Annotated in this window: 14 protein-coding genes; 3 read left to right on the top strand and 11 right to left on the bottom strand. The window is 38.3% G+C overall.

Features of this window, described 5'->3' with window-relative positions; translation table 11 throughout:
• Positions 1–32: 32 nt before the first annotated feature.
• From eno to lexA, 6 genes are all read right to left on the bottom strand, one after another.
• Positions 33–1,343, bottom strand: coding sequence for a phosphopyruvate hydratase (gene eno / locus HV560_RS09130; protein ID WP_176812697.1), 1,311 nt, complete (start codon positions 1,341–1,343; stop codon positions 33–35).
• Between the two features lie 194 nt (positions 1,344–1,537).
• Positions 1,538–2,716 (bottom strand): 23S rRNA (uracil(747)-C(5))-methyltransferase RlmC, encoded by a 1,179-nt coding sequence (rlmC, locus tag HV560_RS09125; RefSeq protein ID WP_176812696.1) that lies wholly within the window; start codon positions 2,714–2,716, stop codon positions 1,538–1,540.
• Positions 2,709–3,746, bottom strand: coding sequence for a beta-N-acetylhexosaminidase (nagZ, locus tag HV560_RS09120; protein ID WP_176812695.1), 1,038 nt, complete (start codon positions 3,744–3,746; stop codon positions 2,709–2,711). Before nagZ ends, rlmC begins: the two co-directional genes overlap by 8 nt.
• 99 nt (positions 3,747–3,845) lie before the next feature.
• Positions 3,846–4,583, bottom strand: coding sequence for a TerC family protein (locus HV560_RS09115; RefSeq protein WP_176812694.1), 738 nt, complete (start codon positions 4,581–4,583; stop codon positions 3,846–3,848).
• 82 nt (positions 4,584–4,665) lie between these two features.
• Positions 4,666–5,355 (bottom strand): DNA mismatch repair endonuclease MutH, encoded by a 690-nt coding sequence (mutH, locus tag HV560_RS09110; RefSeq protein ID WP_176808751.1) that lies wholly within the window; start codon positions 5,353–5,355, stop codon positions 4,666–4,668.
• A 101-nt stretch (positions 5,356–5,456) separates the two neighbouring features.
• On the bottom strand, positions 5,457–6,092 hold the full coding sequence (gene lexA / locus HV560_RS09105) for a transcriptional repressor LexA (RefSeq protein WP_176812693.1): 636 nt from the start codon (positions 6,090–6,092) through the stop codon (positions 5,457–5,459).
• A gap of 164 nt (positions 6,093–6,256) precedes the next feature.
• On the opposite strand from lexA, the gene plsB reads away from it, so the two are divergent.
• Positions 6,257–8,674, top strand: a complete 2,418-nt coding sequence (plsB, locus tag HV560_RS09100) for a glycerol-3-phosphate 1-O-acyltransferase PlsB (protein ID WP_176810197.1) — start codon at positions 6,257–6,259, stop codon at positions 8,672–8,674.
• 120 nt (positions 8,675–8,794) lie between these two features.
• Here the strand turns inward: plsB and HV560_RS09095 are convergent, their stop codons facing one another.
• Both HV560_RS09095 and HV560_RS09090 read right to left on the bottom strand, forming a co-directional pair.
• The gene (locus tag HV560_RS09095; RefSeq protein ID WP_159630635.1) at positions 8,795–9,358 is read right to left on the bottom strand and encodes an acetate uptake transporter; all 564 of its coding nucleotides are present in this window, start codon (positions 9,356–9,358) and stop codon (positions 8,795–8,797) included.
• Between the two features lie 190 nt (positions 9,359–9,548).
• A complete protein-coding gene (locus HV560_RS09090; protein WP_159630633.1) occupies positions 9,549–10,448 on the bottom strand; it encodes a helix-turn-helix domain-containing protein in 900 nt (299 codons plus the stop codon).
• A gap of 121 nt (positions 10,449–10,569) precedes the next feature.
• Here HV560_RS09090 and HV560_RS09085 point away from each other — a divergent pair, with 121 nt between their 5' ends.
• Positions 10,570–10,911 (top strand): carboxymuconolactone decarboxylase family protein, encoded by a 342-nt coding sequence (locus HV560_RS09085; RefSeq protein ID WP_159630631.1) that lies wholly within the window; start codon positions 10,570–10,572, stop codon positions 10,909–10,911.
• 11 nt (positions 10,912–10,922) lie between these two features.
• Positions 10,923–11,276, top strand: coding sequence for a rhodanese-like domain-containing protein (locus HV560_RS09080; RefSeq protein ID WP_176812692.1), 354 nt, complete (start codon positions 10,923–10,925; stop codon positions 11,274–11,276).
• 236 nt (positions 11,277–11,512) lie between these two features.
• Here HV560_RS09080 and rplT read toward each other — a convergent pair whose 3' ends face one another.
• The 3 genes from rplT to infC all read right to left on the bottom strand — a co-directional run bounded on the left by rplT (position 11,513) and on the right by infC (position 13,023).
• Positions 11,513–11,866 (bottom strand): 50S ribosomal protein L20, encoded by a 354-nt coding sequence (gene rplT / locus HV560_RS09075; protein ID WP_005596075.1) that lies wholly within the window; start codon positions 11,864–11,866, stop codon positions 11,513–11,515.
• An 86-nt stretch (positions 11,867–11,952) separates the two neighbouring features.
• Positions 11,953–12,150: a 50S ribosomal protein L35 gene (rpmI, locus tag HV560_RS09070; protein WP_005596065.1), complete on the bottom strand. Its 198-nt coding sequence runs from the start codon at positions 12,148–12,150 to the stop codon at positions 11,953–11,955.
• 249 nt (positions 12,151–12,399) lie between these two features.
• Positions 12,400–13,023: a translation initiation factor IF-3 gene (gene infC / locus HV560_RS09065; RefSeq protein WP_434803506.1), complete on the bottom strand. Its 624-nt coding sequence runs from the start codon at positions 13,021–13,023 to the stop codon at positions 12,400–12,402.
• Positions 13,024–13,103 lie beyond the last annotated feature (80 nt).

Below are 13,103 nucleotides of genomic sequence, written 5' to 3'. Positions count from 1 at the left end.
TTCTCAGTGGCATTTAAATGTTTAATTAGCGATTACGCTTGACCTTTGATCTCTTTACGACCATTGAACGCCGCTGGTGTGCCAGCACGCTCTAATGCTTCTTCGATACGAATTAATTGGTTGTATTTTGCTACACGGTCTGAACGGCTCATCGAACCCGTTTTGATTTGACCTGCCGCAGTACCAACTGCTAAATCTGCAATCGTTGCATCTTCGGTTTCGCCTGAGCGGTGAGAAATAACGGCGGTGTAACCTGCGTCTTTAGCCATTTTGATTGCAGCTAAGGTTTCAGTTAATGAACCGATTTGGTTGAATTTGATTAAGATTGAGTTTGCAATACCATTTTCGATACCACGAGCTAAGATCTTAGTATTGGTTACGAATAAGTCGTCACCCACTAATTGTACTTTGTCGCCTAATACTTTAGTTTGGTATGCGAAACCTTCCCAGTCTGATTCATCTTGACCGTCTTCGATAGATACGATTGGGTACTCTTTGCATAAGTCTTCTAAGTAGTGAGTGAACTCTTGTGAAGTAAAGGTTTTGCCTTCGCCTTTCATATCGTACACATTACGCTCTTTATCATAGAACTCAGAAGAAGCACAGTCCATCGCTAAAGTAATATCTTTACCTAATACATAACCTGCTTTTTCTACCGCTTCTTTAATGCACGCTAAAGCATCTGCGTTTGAAGCTAGGTTTGGTGCGAAACCACCTTCATCACCTACTGCTGTATTTAAGCCTTTCGCTTTGAGTACTTTAGCAAGATTGTGGAACACTTCTGCACCAATGCGTAACGCTTCTTTTAAGGTTGAAGCACCCACTGGTTGGATCATAAATTCTTGAATATCAACATTGTTGTCTGCGTGTTCTCCACCGTTGATGATGTTCATCATTGGTAATGGCATAGAGTAAACGCCAGGAGTGCCGTTTAATTCAGCAATGTAAGCATAAAGTGGTAAACCTTTTGCTGCTGCTGCTGCTTTAGCCGTTGCTAAAGAAACCGCTAAGATAGCATTTGCACCAAATTTAGATTTGTTTTCAGTGCCGTCTAAGTCGATCATAATTTGGTCGATTTCAGCTTGTGCTGTTCCTTCTTTGCCTTCTAATGCTTTAGCAATTTCGTTGTTTACCGCAGAAACCGCTTTTAATACACCTTTACCTAAAAAACGTGATTTATCGCCATCGCGTAATTCTAATGCTTCACGAGAACCTGTAGAAGCACCTGATGGAGCAGCTGCTAAACCTACGAAGCCACCTTCTAAGTGAACTTCTGCTTCTACTGTTGGGTTACCACGAGAGTCGATGATTTCACGACCGATTACTTTAACAATTTTAGCCATTGTTGAGTTCCTCTAATTGAGAGTTAGTTAATAGAAAAAGAATAGGTATATAGTAAAACGATTTTACGCTTTTGTCTTTGAAAAACTGTGATGAGAGTTCGAGAATTTATCACTAATTTGATTAAGACTATATTATTCGCTCCAGAGTATAGCAATTTTTGCAAAAAACGGCAAAAACTTGACCGCTTGTATGCTTATTTTTTGATTAACAGCGTCAGCGTTTCATAGTGTGAAGTATGTGCAAACATATCAAATAACTGCACTTTGCATAATTCGTAATGAGTTAAGGATTCAAAATCTTTTGCCATAGATTGGGCATTGCAGCTGGAATAGATTAAATAAGTTGAGCCCAAATTGTTTAAAAATTCCGCTAAAGATTGACCAATGCCTCTACGAGGTGGATTTACAATCACCAAATCAGGTGGTGTGCCGTTTTCATTTAAGGCAAATTTTGCAGAATCGAGCGAGATAAATCTTACTCTTTCTAAGGCTAATGTTGCCGCTGATTTTGTGGCACTTTCAATTGCGGATGCTGAAATTTCAATGCCAGTTAATTCAACATCAATCCCTTTTTTTTGTAATGCTTTTGTACAATGTAAACCAAAACCGCCTACGCCACAAAACAGATCCCAACACTTTTTTATTGGTAAATTTTCAACCCATTGTTGAGCTGTCAAGTAAAGCTGGCTGGCTACAGTTGGATTTGTTTGGAAAAAGCCTTGTGGGCGAATAAATAGCGGTACGCTATTGAAATTTTCCTCGATCACTTTTCGTTCGGTTAAGAAAATCTCCGTTTCACCTTCTAAAACAGCGGCGTGTTGCGGTTGAATATTTAGGCTCACCACCGAATTAGGTGGCAATTTTTCTAACAGATGGGGTAATTCTCGCTCCACCAATGCTCGCTTTGATTCGCTTCGCACCACAAAACGGAGCATTAACGATTGGTTATATTGGCTTTCAGTGATTAGGATATATTTCAGCTCGCCTTTTTTCTTTTTGATGTTGTAGGGCACAAGGCCTGCTCGGGCAATAAAATCTTTAAGAATGGGGAATAAGCTATAAAAAGAAGCTGGGTAAAGTAGGCAGTCGGTTAAATCTACCCCACTTTGCGGGTCGTGTTGATCTTTTAAAATGCCTAAAATTGGGCGTTCCACACTACCTGAAACCACCATTTTCGCTTTATTGCGAAAATGTGAAATGGGGGATGCTACAAGCGGTAAGATTTCCGTTTTATTTTGCAAAATAAATGGAGAAATTAACCGTTTGAGGTCGGCTTCTTTATCGGCTAATTGGCTCTGGTATGGTTTTTCAAGCCATTGGCAGGAGGTGCAATCACCACGTTTAAAATGTGGGCAGTTAGCTAGATTAGGCATTTGTTTCTTTCCACGCTAGCCAGTGATTTTGTAAAGCGGTCAGCCTAGCTTGAGCTTGCTGATAAGCTTTACTGTTTTCTAGCTCACGCCAAGTGACAGTTTTACGTTTCATTAATGATAAATGACGTGCTTTTTGAATTTGAGTAGGCTGATATTTCAAGCCATCTAAAACTTGAACGACGCCCTCTGGCTGATTGCAAAGCAGCAATAAATCGCAGCCAGCTTGAATGGCTTTTTCGGTGCGTTCCACAAAATTACCCATAAAGCTAGCACCTTGCATACCCAAATCATCAGAGAAAATGACACCATTGAAATTGAGTTGTTTGCGTAAAACGTTTTTTAACCAGTAAATTGAACCGCTTGCAGGCTGGCTATCACATTCGGTATAAACAACGTGAGCTGGCATAATAGCGGAGAGTTTGCCTTTACTAATAAGTTGTTTGAAGGGAAGAATATCGTGATTAAATATCACCTCTTTTGCTCTATCATCAAAAGGCGTTTCTAAATGTGAATCAGCCAAAACATATCCGTGACCAGGAAAATGCTTGCCTGTAGTTGCCATCCCCATTTCCAACATTCCGTCAATAAAGGCTTCAGCAATTGGCAAAATCGTGTATGGATCTTTCCCAAATGATCGATCGCCAATTGCCTTGCATTCGTGTCCTAAATCTAAAACAGGGGCAAAACTTAAATCAATATCCAATGCAAACATTTCAGCCGCCATTAACCAGCCTGTTTCTCTCGCGAGTTGCAATGCGTGGTCTTGGGTTTGAGCTAGCAGGTTAAAAGACTGCATTGCAGGCAATTTTGTAAAGCCTTCACGGAAGCGTTGTACTCTCCCCCCTTCTTGATCTACAGTGATTAGCAAAGGTTTTTTCACACGTTGACGGATATCTTTTACTAAGCCTTGAATTTGTTGTTTGTCATAAAAATTACGGCTAAATAAAATTAAACCTGAAATCAGCGGGTGGGATAATATTTCCACTTCTTCTTGGGCAAGTTCTTTGTCTTTAATATCAATGAGTAGCATACGTTTTAAATGTAGTTAATTTGCAAAAAAGAGAAAAATTTCAACCGCTTGTATTGTACGTTGAAAAGCCCTTGATTTTCATCAAGGGCTATGAATGGATTAGGAATGATATTTCTGTACTTTCATTTGATTGCGACGCATTTTGATATTAAGCATTTCAACCACAACAGAAAAGCCCATTGCAGTATAAACAGCTACTTTTGGAATATGGAAATTAAATGCCTCACCTACTAACACTACGCCAATCAAAATTAAGAAAGCTAATGCAAGATTTTTAATAGTTGGGTTATTATCGACAAAATTTCCAATACCTCTTGCTGCCAACATCATCACTCCCACTGCAATCATAATGGCAATCACCATAACAGGAATATCATCTGCCATTGCAACGGCAGTAATTACAGAGTCAAGTGAAAAAATCACGTCAAAAATAGCGATTTGTGTGAGCACCATCAGAAAGCTGGCTTTTTTAGCCGAGGTGGCTTGTTCTTCGTGCGAATTTGCAGCAACAGATTCTTTCAATTCCATCAAACTTTTTATAATCAGAAAAAGTCCTCCGATAAGTAGAATTAAGTCTCTGCCTGAAATCGGATGGCTTGCGATATAGAACAGCGGTGTAACTAATTTTATTAACCAAGCAAGTGAAAGTAGTAATAAAATACGTGTTCCCATTGCGAGTGCTAAACCAATAATGCGTGCGGATTGACGTTGTTCAATAGGTAGGCGAGAAACTAAAATGCTGATAACAATAATGTTATCAATGCCTAATACAATTTCAAGCCCGGTGAGTGTAATCAGTGCTAACCAAGCTTCAGGATTTGCTATCCAATCAAACATAAAAATGTCCTTTTAAAATTAGGGATATAATTGCTTTCTTCTATAAAAGAAAGCGGGCATTCTATAGAGAATGTATGCAAAATTAAAGAGGAGAATGTAAAAAGTTTTGTAAAATTTCTGTGGTGAATTGCTTGCGTAAATAAAACCCTAAAGGTAAAGATTGAACTGGCTCACCGTGGGCATTGATAGCAGAAGTGAGCGAGCGATTATTTCTCCCTTTCGGTCTAAGTTGTAAGACTTCACCACATTTTGCATTAATGGTATGGAGCTGACCTAAAACGATCATTTCCATTAACTCTTCCCAATCTCGTCTTAATTGAAATTCTTGTTCAGGCGTAGGCGACCATAAAATAGCTTGTCCGATATGGCGTTGATAAAGTGGAATATTACGCTCACCTTCAACAGGAACCCATAATACGTGAGAAAGTTTATGCTTAACATGAGAACTTTCCCAAATGATACCATTGTTGTGGGTTAAGGGGGCAAGGCTAACGAAGGTGGTTTCTAATGGCAGGCCTTTTTGATTAATAGGAATAGTTTTAAGCTCAATACCTAAATTAGAAAAATCTTGCACGGCTTTGTTACCTGCCTTTGCACCAAGAGCCATTTCAATTAATGTTCCGACCCAGCCTTTATCTCGCTTTAAATCAGATGGAACAGTGACATTGAGCATCTCCGCTACTTCACCCAAGGTAAAACCTGCTAGCCATTGTGCTCTGGCTAGCAATTCTTGTTCTGTTTGGGGAATACTGGTAAGAGAATTATGGTTCATAGGCACTATTGTTTTTGTTTTTCATAGATCATAGACAAGCGGTTATTTTTTTATCATTTTTTGCAGCTATGGAGCGATTTTTTACTCGCGGCCTACGAATATTACATCCAGGCATTGCTACGAATAACACCAACGGCAATCCCTTCAATCTCAATATATTCTTGGCTTAGATTGACCTTAATTGGCTTTAACTCGTCATTTTCGGGATGTAAATAAATTAATTCGCCCTTTTTCTCTAAACGTTTTACGGTTACTTCATCATTTACACGAGCAACTACAACTTGACCATTACGAGCGGTATTCGTTTTGTGAACAGCTAATAAATCGCCGTCTAAAATACCAATTTTCTCCATTGAGTTACCTTTTACTTTGAGTAAATAATCAGCAGTTGGATTAAACATCGTGCCATTAATAGGATAGTGATTTTCAACGTGTTCCAATGCTAAGATTGGCGTGCCAGCAGCGACTTTACCTATTAGGGGTAATCCTTCATTTTCATCGTTGGCGGCTTCGTTTTCGTCTTCAACTAAAATACGAATGCCACGAGATGTACCAGAGAGCATTTCAATATAGCCTTTACGTGCTAAGGCTTTTAGGTGCTCTTCTGCAGCGTTAGGAGATTTAAAACCGATTTCACGTGCAATTTCTACACGAGTGGGGGGCATACCAGTTGTTTCAATATGATTTTTTACGAAATCAAAGATTTCTTGCTGACGAGCAGTTAAATGTTTACGCATTTGAGTTGAACCTCACTGTCTTTATATACAGAAAATATTGATAGTATATACAGTATTTTTTGTTTTGTAACTAATAATTTCACAAAATTCTGGAAAAAATTATGGTAGAATGAGGCAAATTAGAGGTTAGACCTCCGCTAATAACAATTCTTAAGGGTATTGATATGTCTGGCTTATTAAATTTATACCGTACTTTCTTAAATTTACCACTTTCACTTTTGGTAAAGTCTCGTGCTATTCCAACTGATCCTGTGAGTGAGTTAGCGCTAAATCTGGCACAACCTATCGTCTATGTATTGCCTTATACATCGCAAACTGATTTACTTATTTTGCAAAAAAACTGCTCAGCGTTAAATTTACCTGATCCATTGCAAGATAATGTAATTGATGGGCAGACTTTGCCCCGTTTTGTCTTTTTAGATAAGGGAAGACGTTTTTTTAAATCAAAAGGGGTGAAAAGTGAGACTGAATCTATTTTTTATCGTTATTTGGATTTACATCGTGAAAAGGGCGATTTAGATGTTCAACTTATCCCCGTTTCTGTGCTGTGGGGGCGAGCACCAGGCAAAGAAGATGCAAGGCACTTACAGGTTTTGACCTCATTACAACGTTTTATGTCAATGGTTTGGTTTGGTCGTGATAACTTTGTGCGTTTCTCACCAGCAGTATCATTACGCCATATGATAGCTGAACACGGTGCAGATGAAAAAATTGCTCAAAAAATTGCACGTGTAGCAAAAATGCACTTTGCTAAATTGCGTTATTCTGCAATGGGGCCTCGTTTGCCAAATCGTGAGGCAATGTTTAATAAAATTCTCAATTCAGAGGTTATTCAAGCAGCAATTGCTGAAGAAGCAAAAAAATCTTCGCCAGAAAAGGCACGTAAAGAAGCAGAGAAAATTATTAATGAAATTGCGGCTGATGTAAAACACGAAAGTTTACGTGTTGCAGATCGCGTTTTAAGTTGGCTTTGGAATAAATTATATCAGGGTATTAATGTACAAAATGCTGATCGTGTGCGTAAGTTGGCGTTAGAAGGGCATGAAATTGTTTATGTGCCTTGCCATCGTAGTCATATGGATTATTTACTCTTATCTTACATACTTTATCATCATGGTGTTGTACCACCACATATTGCAGCAGGGATTAATCTGAATTTCTGGCCAGCTGGTTCAATTTTCCGCAGTTGGGGGGCATTTTTCATTCGCCGTACTTTTAATAACCGCCTATATTCCACTATTTTCCGTGAATATTTGGCTGAGCTATTCTATCGGGGTTATTCGGTAGAGTATTTCATTGAGGGTGGGCGTTCTCGTACTGGGCGTTTGTTAGAACCCAAAACGGGAATGGTGTCAATGACTTTACAAGCACTTCAACGGGGCTTAAATCGCCCATTGAGTATTGTACCAGTCTATATTGGCTATGAGCACGTTCTTGAGGTAGATACTTATGCTAAAGAGCTAAGAGGTGCTGCAAAAGAGAAAGAAAATGCAGGTTTAGTATTAAGAGTACTTAAAAAGTTGAAAAATTTAGGTCAAGGCTATGTAAATTTTGGTGAGCCGATTCAGATAAATAATTACCTAAATCAGCATTTCCCTGAGTGGAAGGAGCAAGCTGAAGATGGCCGTCCTAAGTGGTTAAATGAGGCTGTTAATAAGGTTGCAAATCAGATTATGATCAATATTAATAAAGCAGCTGCAGTAAATGCGAAAAATTTGGTTGGTTCTGCATTATTGGCTTCACGCCAAAGAGCTTTAACTCGTGAGCAATTAATTGAACAACTTGAAAGTTATGTTCAATTATTCCGTTATGTGCCTTATTCTAAAGATATGACCTTGCCCGAAGAAAGTGCAGATGAGATGCTAAACCGTGTTATCAATCTGCCTCGTTCAGGGGGAGCAATAGAAAAAGATGATTTCGGTGAGTTAATTCGTTTAGAACGTGAAGCTGCGGTATTAATGACCTATTATCGTAATAATGTGCAACATTTATTTGTATTACCCTCATTGGTTGCAAGCATTGTGCTACACCACGAGGCTATTTCAAAAGATCTTGTTATTCAATCGGTTAATCGAATTTATCCGTTCTTACAAACAGAGCTATTTTTACACTTTAAAGAAGATCAAGTGGCGGAGTATATTGAGGCGATTATTAAGGAGTTTATTCGTCAAAATGTGATTAAAAATGAAAGCGATATGTTGATGATTAACCGACCACATATTCGTACATTGCAATTACATTCGGCTGGCGTGCGTGAAATATTACAACGTTACTATATCAGTTTAAGTTTATTGCTAGAACAGCCTGATATTAGTCGCGTAGCTTTAGAGAAAGAAAGTAGTTCGGTTGCACAGCGTCTATCAGTATTACACGGCATTAATGCTCCAGAATTTTTTGATAAAGCGATTTTCTCAATCTTCATAAATAGCTTAAAAGAACAGGGTTATTTTGATAGCGAAGATAATTTAGTTATCGAGAAAATTAAAGAAACTGAAGCATTACTAAGAAGTTTGATTTCTATTGAAGTCCAGCAAACTATTCAAGGTGCAATAGCAAAGGTTTGTATCGAAAAGCAGGTCTAGCAAATAAAAATGAGTAGAGAAGAGAGCTAACAAGCGGTTATTTTCTTATCATTTTTTGCAAATTAAAAGGCGGTATATAGTCAATTGATTATATGCCGCCTTTTAATATTTAGATAACGATTATTTTGGTTCACCGATTGGTAGAATAGTTCTACCAAAACTTTCGTTAATAATATCCGCTGCGGCTAAGTAGAATGCGCAGAATGCGGTGATTAAACCGAAGTTACCGCCAATATTTGTAATCGTGCTGTTATGAGTAAAATCGCCAGCTGCTAATACATAGAAAGTGACTGTTAGGAAGAAGAAAATTGCTTGTAATGCTCGTGCTTTAGCAAGTGTACCGATGAACATCATTAATGTGAATGTGCCCCAAGCCACTAAGTACCAACCGATAAACTCAGGCGATACGCTGGAAACAAAGAATAGTTTAAATAAGGCAAAAGACCACCAGAAAGCACCGTAGCTAGTAAATGCAGTAAAGCCGAAGGTGTTACCTTTAGCAAATTCAAACATACCTGCGATCATCTGAGCCGTACCACCAAAGGCAAAGCCCATTGCTAATACTAAGCCAACGTTATCGCCACTGAATGTTCCGTTGTTGATTAAACTTAATAAAAATGTAGTAAGTGCAAAGCCGCATAAACCGAGCGGAGCTGGGTTAGTTCCTGAATTTGGAGCTGACATTGAAAACCTCTATTACTTTGTTTACGCTACGTATTTGTAGCAAATTATTCTATTTTGCTTCTATTAAAATGAGAAGCTGTCTTACCTAAAATTTAAGGCGGTAAAGTATAACGATTTTATATACTATTGACTAGTAATTTCCTTACAAGCGGCCGGATCTTCGCAAAATTTTGCAAAAGCTGCTAATTTATCATTTGGTATTTAGTTTGCGGTACTGGCTTGGTGTCACAGCATATTGCCTTTTAAAGGCAGTAATAAAGTGCGGTTCAGATTGAAAGCCACAGGTAAGGGCAATGCTTAATACAGAATCTGCTTGGCTTTTCAATAACATCGCTGCTTTTTGCAATCGCATTTTATGCACGAAAGCGTGTGGGCTAATAGATAAATGCTGATTAAATAACCGAATAAGTTGTGAGCGAGAAAGATGTACTGTTGCAGCCATTTTATCAACTGTCCAATCTTTTTCTGGATTAAGCAAGATGGCTTTAAGTAATGGGCGTAATCGTAGTTCCTGCCATCCTTTTAAAACGCCACATAGCTTGTGATTATGATTAGCAAGGTGCTGCCTTAATATCATAGTTAAAATAACTAAAGCTAATGAATTAACCAGCGATTTTGTGGCTAAATGGGAAGCGGTTGCCTCTGTTCTGAGCAGATCTAACATCATTTGTAATGGTGTTTCAGCAATTTGGAAAAGGATCATTTCTGGCAACGTATCCATTAATTCAGATTGAGAGTCATAGTGATAATGCAGGCAGAACATATCGCAATTGTACTGTGCTTTCCCAGTTTTTACTGAGGTAAAAGCCCCTAAAGACTCGAGGCTTAATAGGGTTTTCGTTGCCAATGGTTGTATTTGACTACGTAAAGTATGGCTGGAAAACTTAGGGAAAAATGCAATATCCCCTTGTTTTAGTAAATGAACTTGCCCATTATGTTCTAGATAGGCACAACCAGCACTAATAATGTGTGCAACTGCTAGCCCACTTTGATGTGGGTTATCTAATTCCCAATTACCTTGTAGTTGGCACTTTACGCTAATACCTGCTGATAGTTGGGCAAAATCAAGTAATTTATCTAATATATCCATTTCTTTTCCTTAATTTGCGATTATTTCATTATAAAATGAACTTATTTGATAATAAAGTTTATTAAATAAACGCAATAATGCCACTGTTTTTTTATCATATCCCATAAAGGAGGAAATCAATATGTCTTCATTTCAAAATTGGTCAGAACACACGGCACATGTGAAACAATCTTTCGGTAAATTAGGGCAAAAGCACCCTAAAATGTTGGAAGCTTATAAAGCACTAGGTACTGCTGCAGCGGCTGAAGCTTTAGATCATAAAACGAGAGAATTAATTGCTTTAGCGGTTGCGATTACTACACGTTGTGAAAGTTGTATCAGCGTTCATGCAGAAGAAGCCGCAAAAGCTGGAGCTACAGAAAGTGAAATTGCAGGGGCATTGGCAACCGCAATTGCACTAAATGCAGGTGCTGCATACACTTATGCTCTACGTGCCTTGGAAGCAGTTGAAACACAAAAATAGGAGAGGCTAAGATGAAAAGGTTAGGTTGGATCTTAGGACTAATAATGGCAACACCAATAATGGTGAATGCTCAAGAAACGGTCGTTAAGCAAGTACAGCTTGAAAAAGCACCAGGTGTTTGGATTGATGTTCGTTCTGCTGAAGAATTTCAGCAAGGGCATTTAATGGGTGCAATCAATTTAACACATATTGAAATTGCCGAACGAATTTCGGAAGTTGTGCCAGATAAAGACCAGCCAATTCATCTTTATTGCCGATCAGGGCGTAGAGCAGAAGTGGCAATGAGTGAGTTGAAGAAATTAGGCTATACTAATGTAACCAATCACGGTGGTTATGATGATTTAGTGAAATCTGGATTTAATTAAGCTCTTCTGAGCTAAATAAAATGAGTTTATAACATAAGGGCTATTTGATAGCCCTTATATTTTTTATAGCACAATATTTCTAATGCCTATAAGTAATGCCTATAAGTGATAAGCAGCTTATGGATATTTGCAAAAAATATTCTAAATGAGACCGCTTGTTGTTCATTTACTTCTTACTTCTTAATAGCTATAAATAAAAAAGGACACCCTAAGGTGTCCTAGTATTGATTTTTTAATTAAAGAGCAGATTTTGCTTTTTCAACTAAAGCTGCGAAAGCAACTTTATCGAATACTGCGATATCAGCTAAGATCTTACGATCGATTTCAACAGAGGCTTTTTTCAAGCCGTTGATGAATTTGCTGTAAGATAAACCGTTTTGACGTGCTGCAGCATTGATACGAGCAATCCATAATTGGCGGAATTGACGTTTACGCTGACGACGGTCACGGTAAGCATATTGACCAGCTTTAATTACAGCTTGGAACGCAACGCGATAAACACGTGAACGCGCACCATAATAACCTTTAGCAGCCTTAAGAACTTTCTTATGGCGTGCTCTTGCAATAACACCACGTTTTACACGAGCCATTATTTAATCTCCTAAATTGTCTATTTTGATTTGGTAGACGAAATTTCGTCTCTAAGAATTACTATTCGTACGTTTGTGTTTTACGCTTATGCGTATGGTAAACACGCTACTACTAAAACTTGGTCAGCTTTCGCTACCATTGATTTATGACGTAAGTGACGTTTACGTTTAGTGGTTTTCTTAGTCAAAATATGACGTAAGTGAGATTGTTTACGTTTGAAACCGCCAGAAGCTGTCTTTTTGAAACGCTTAGCAGCACCACGTACTGTTTTAATTTTAGGCATTGTTAAAATAACTCCGCATTGTTTTGGTTAAATATTGGTAATTAGGCGGATTTCAGGTAGGGAAATTGTGTTTACTCCTACAGAAATCACTTGATGGCTCTTATTACCGTCCTCTGCAATTTACATTGCATTCATAAAAGCAAAATCAGGCTGCTGAGTATGCCTGTTTGCTTTGGTTTTTCAAATTGAAAAACGGACAGATTTTATAGGAACTGCCCGTGTTATGCAAGAACAAATTGAGTAAGTAAATTATTTTTTCTTCGGTGCAATCACCATTACCGCTTGGCGACCTTCCAATTTACCTGGTGCGGATTCCACCATTGCAATTTCAGCAGTATCGGCTTTCACTCGCTCTAATACTTCCATACCGATCTCCTGGTGAGCCATCTCACGTCCGCGGAAACGTACGGTAATTTTCACTTTATCGCCGTCTTCCAAGAATCGTACGATACTACGCATTTTAACGTTATAGTCGCCATCATCCGTACCTGGACGGAATTTGATTTCCTTGATTTGCACGACTTTTTGTTTTTTCTTCTGTTCTTTTGCGGCTTTTTCTTTTTCGTAGATAAATTTACCGTAGTTCATAATACGGCAAACTGGAGGCTCAGCATTTGGGCTGATTTCCACTAAGTCTAATGCCGCTTCTTCAGCACGACTTAATGCTTCTTGAATAGATACGATACCAACTTGTTCGCCATTTTCATCAGTTAAGCGAACTTCTTTCACTCCACGAATTTCATCATTAAGACGATGGGCGCGATTTGTTTGAACACGTTTTACAGGTTTAATAGCCTTATTCCTTCTGTTAAATTTATTTACAATCTTGAGATATTGGCCTACATCAGCGTCATTAGCAAAACCAATATGCAAAAAATATTGCTTTTTTGACCGCTTGTAAAGCGGATAAATAGTTTTTCATAGTGTCTGTTTTTGCAGTACAAAAAACAGAT

Origin of the sequence: Mannheimia pernigra (assembly GCF_013377995.1) — a bacterium.
Classification (GTDB): domain Bacteria; phylum Pseudomonadota; class Gammaproteobacteria; order Enterobacterales; family Pasteurellaceae; genus Mannheimia; species Mannheimia pernigra.
This window is presented reverse-complemented; position numbering and strand designations above follow the sequence as displayed.

Coding starts and splice junctions, on each gene's coding strand:
- HV560_RS09115 (WP_176812694.1), bottom strand. CDS start 4,583: ATGTTTGATTGGATAGCAAATCCTGAAGCTTGGTTAGCACTGATTACA.
- nagZ (WP_176812695.1), bottom strand. CDS start 3,746: ATGCTACTCATTGATATTAAAGACAAAGAACTTGCCCAAGAAGAAGTG.
- rpmI (WP_005596065.1), bottom strand. CDS start 12,150: ATGCCTAAAATTAAAACAGTACGTGGTGCTGCTAAGCGTTTCAAAAAG.
- HV560_RS09085 (WP_159630631.1), top strand. CDS start 10,570: ATGTCTTCATTTCAAAATTGGTCAGAACACACGGCACATGTGAAACAA.
- HV560_RS09095 (WP_159630635.1), bottom strand. CDS start 9,358: ATGTCAGCTCCAAATTCAGGAACTAACCCAGCTCCGCTCGGTTTATGC.
- HV560_RS09080 (WP_176812692.1), top strand. CDS start 10,923: ATGAAAAGGTTAGGTTGGATCTTAGGACTAATAATGGCAACACCAATA.
- plsB (WP_176810197.1), top strand. CDS start 6,257: ATGTCTGGCTTATTAAATTTATACCGTACTTTCTTAAATTTACCACTT.
- rplT (WP_005596075.1), bottom strand. CDS start 11,866: ATGGCTCGTGTAAAACGTGGTGTTATTGCAAGAGCACGCCATAAGAAA.
- rlmC (WP_176812696.1), bottom strand. CDS start 2,716: ATGCCTAATCTAGCTAACTGCCCACATTTTAAACGTGGTGATTGCACC.
- mutH (WP_176808751.1), bottom strand. CDS start 5,355: ATGAACCATAATTCTCTTACCAGTATTCCCCAAACAGAACAAGAATTG.
- eno (WP_176812697.1), bottom strand. CDS start 1,343: ATGGCTAAAATTGTTAAAGTAATCGGTCGTGAAATCATCGACTCTCGT.
- HV560_RS09090 (WP_159630633.1), bottom strand. CDS start 10,448: ATGGATATATTAGATAAATTACTTGATTTTGCCCAACTATCAGCAGGT.
- lexA (WP_176812693.1), bottom strand. CDS start 6,092: ATGCGTAAACATTTAACTGCTCGTCAGCAAGAAATCTTTGATTTCGTA.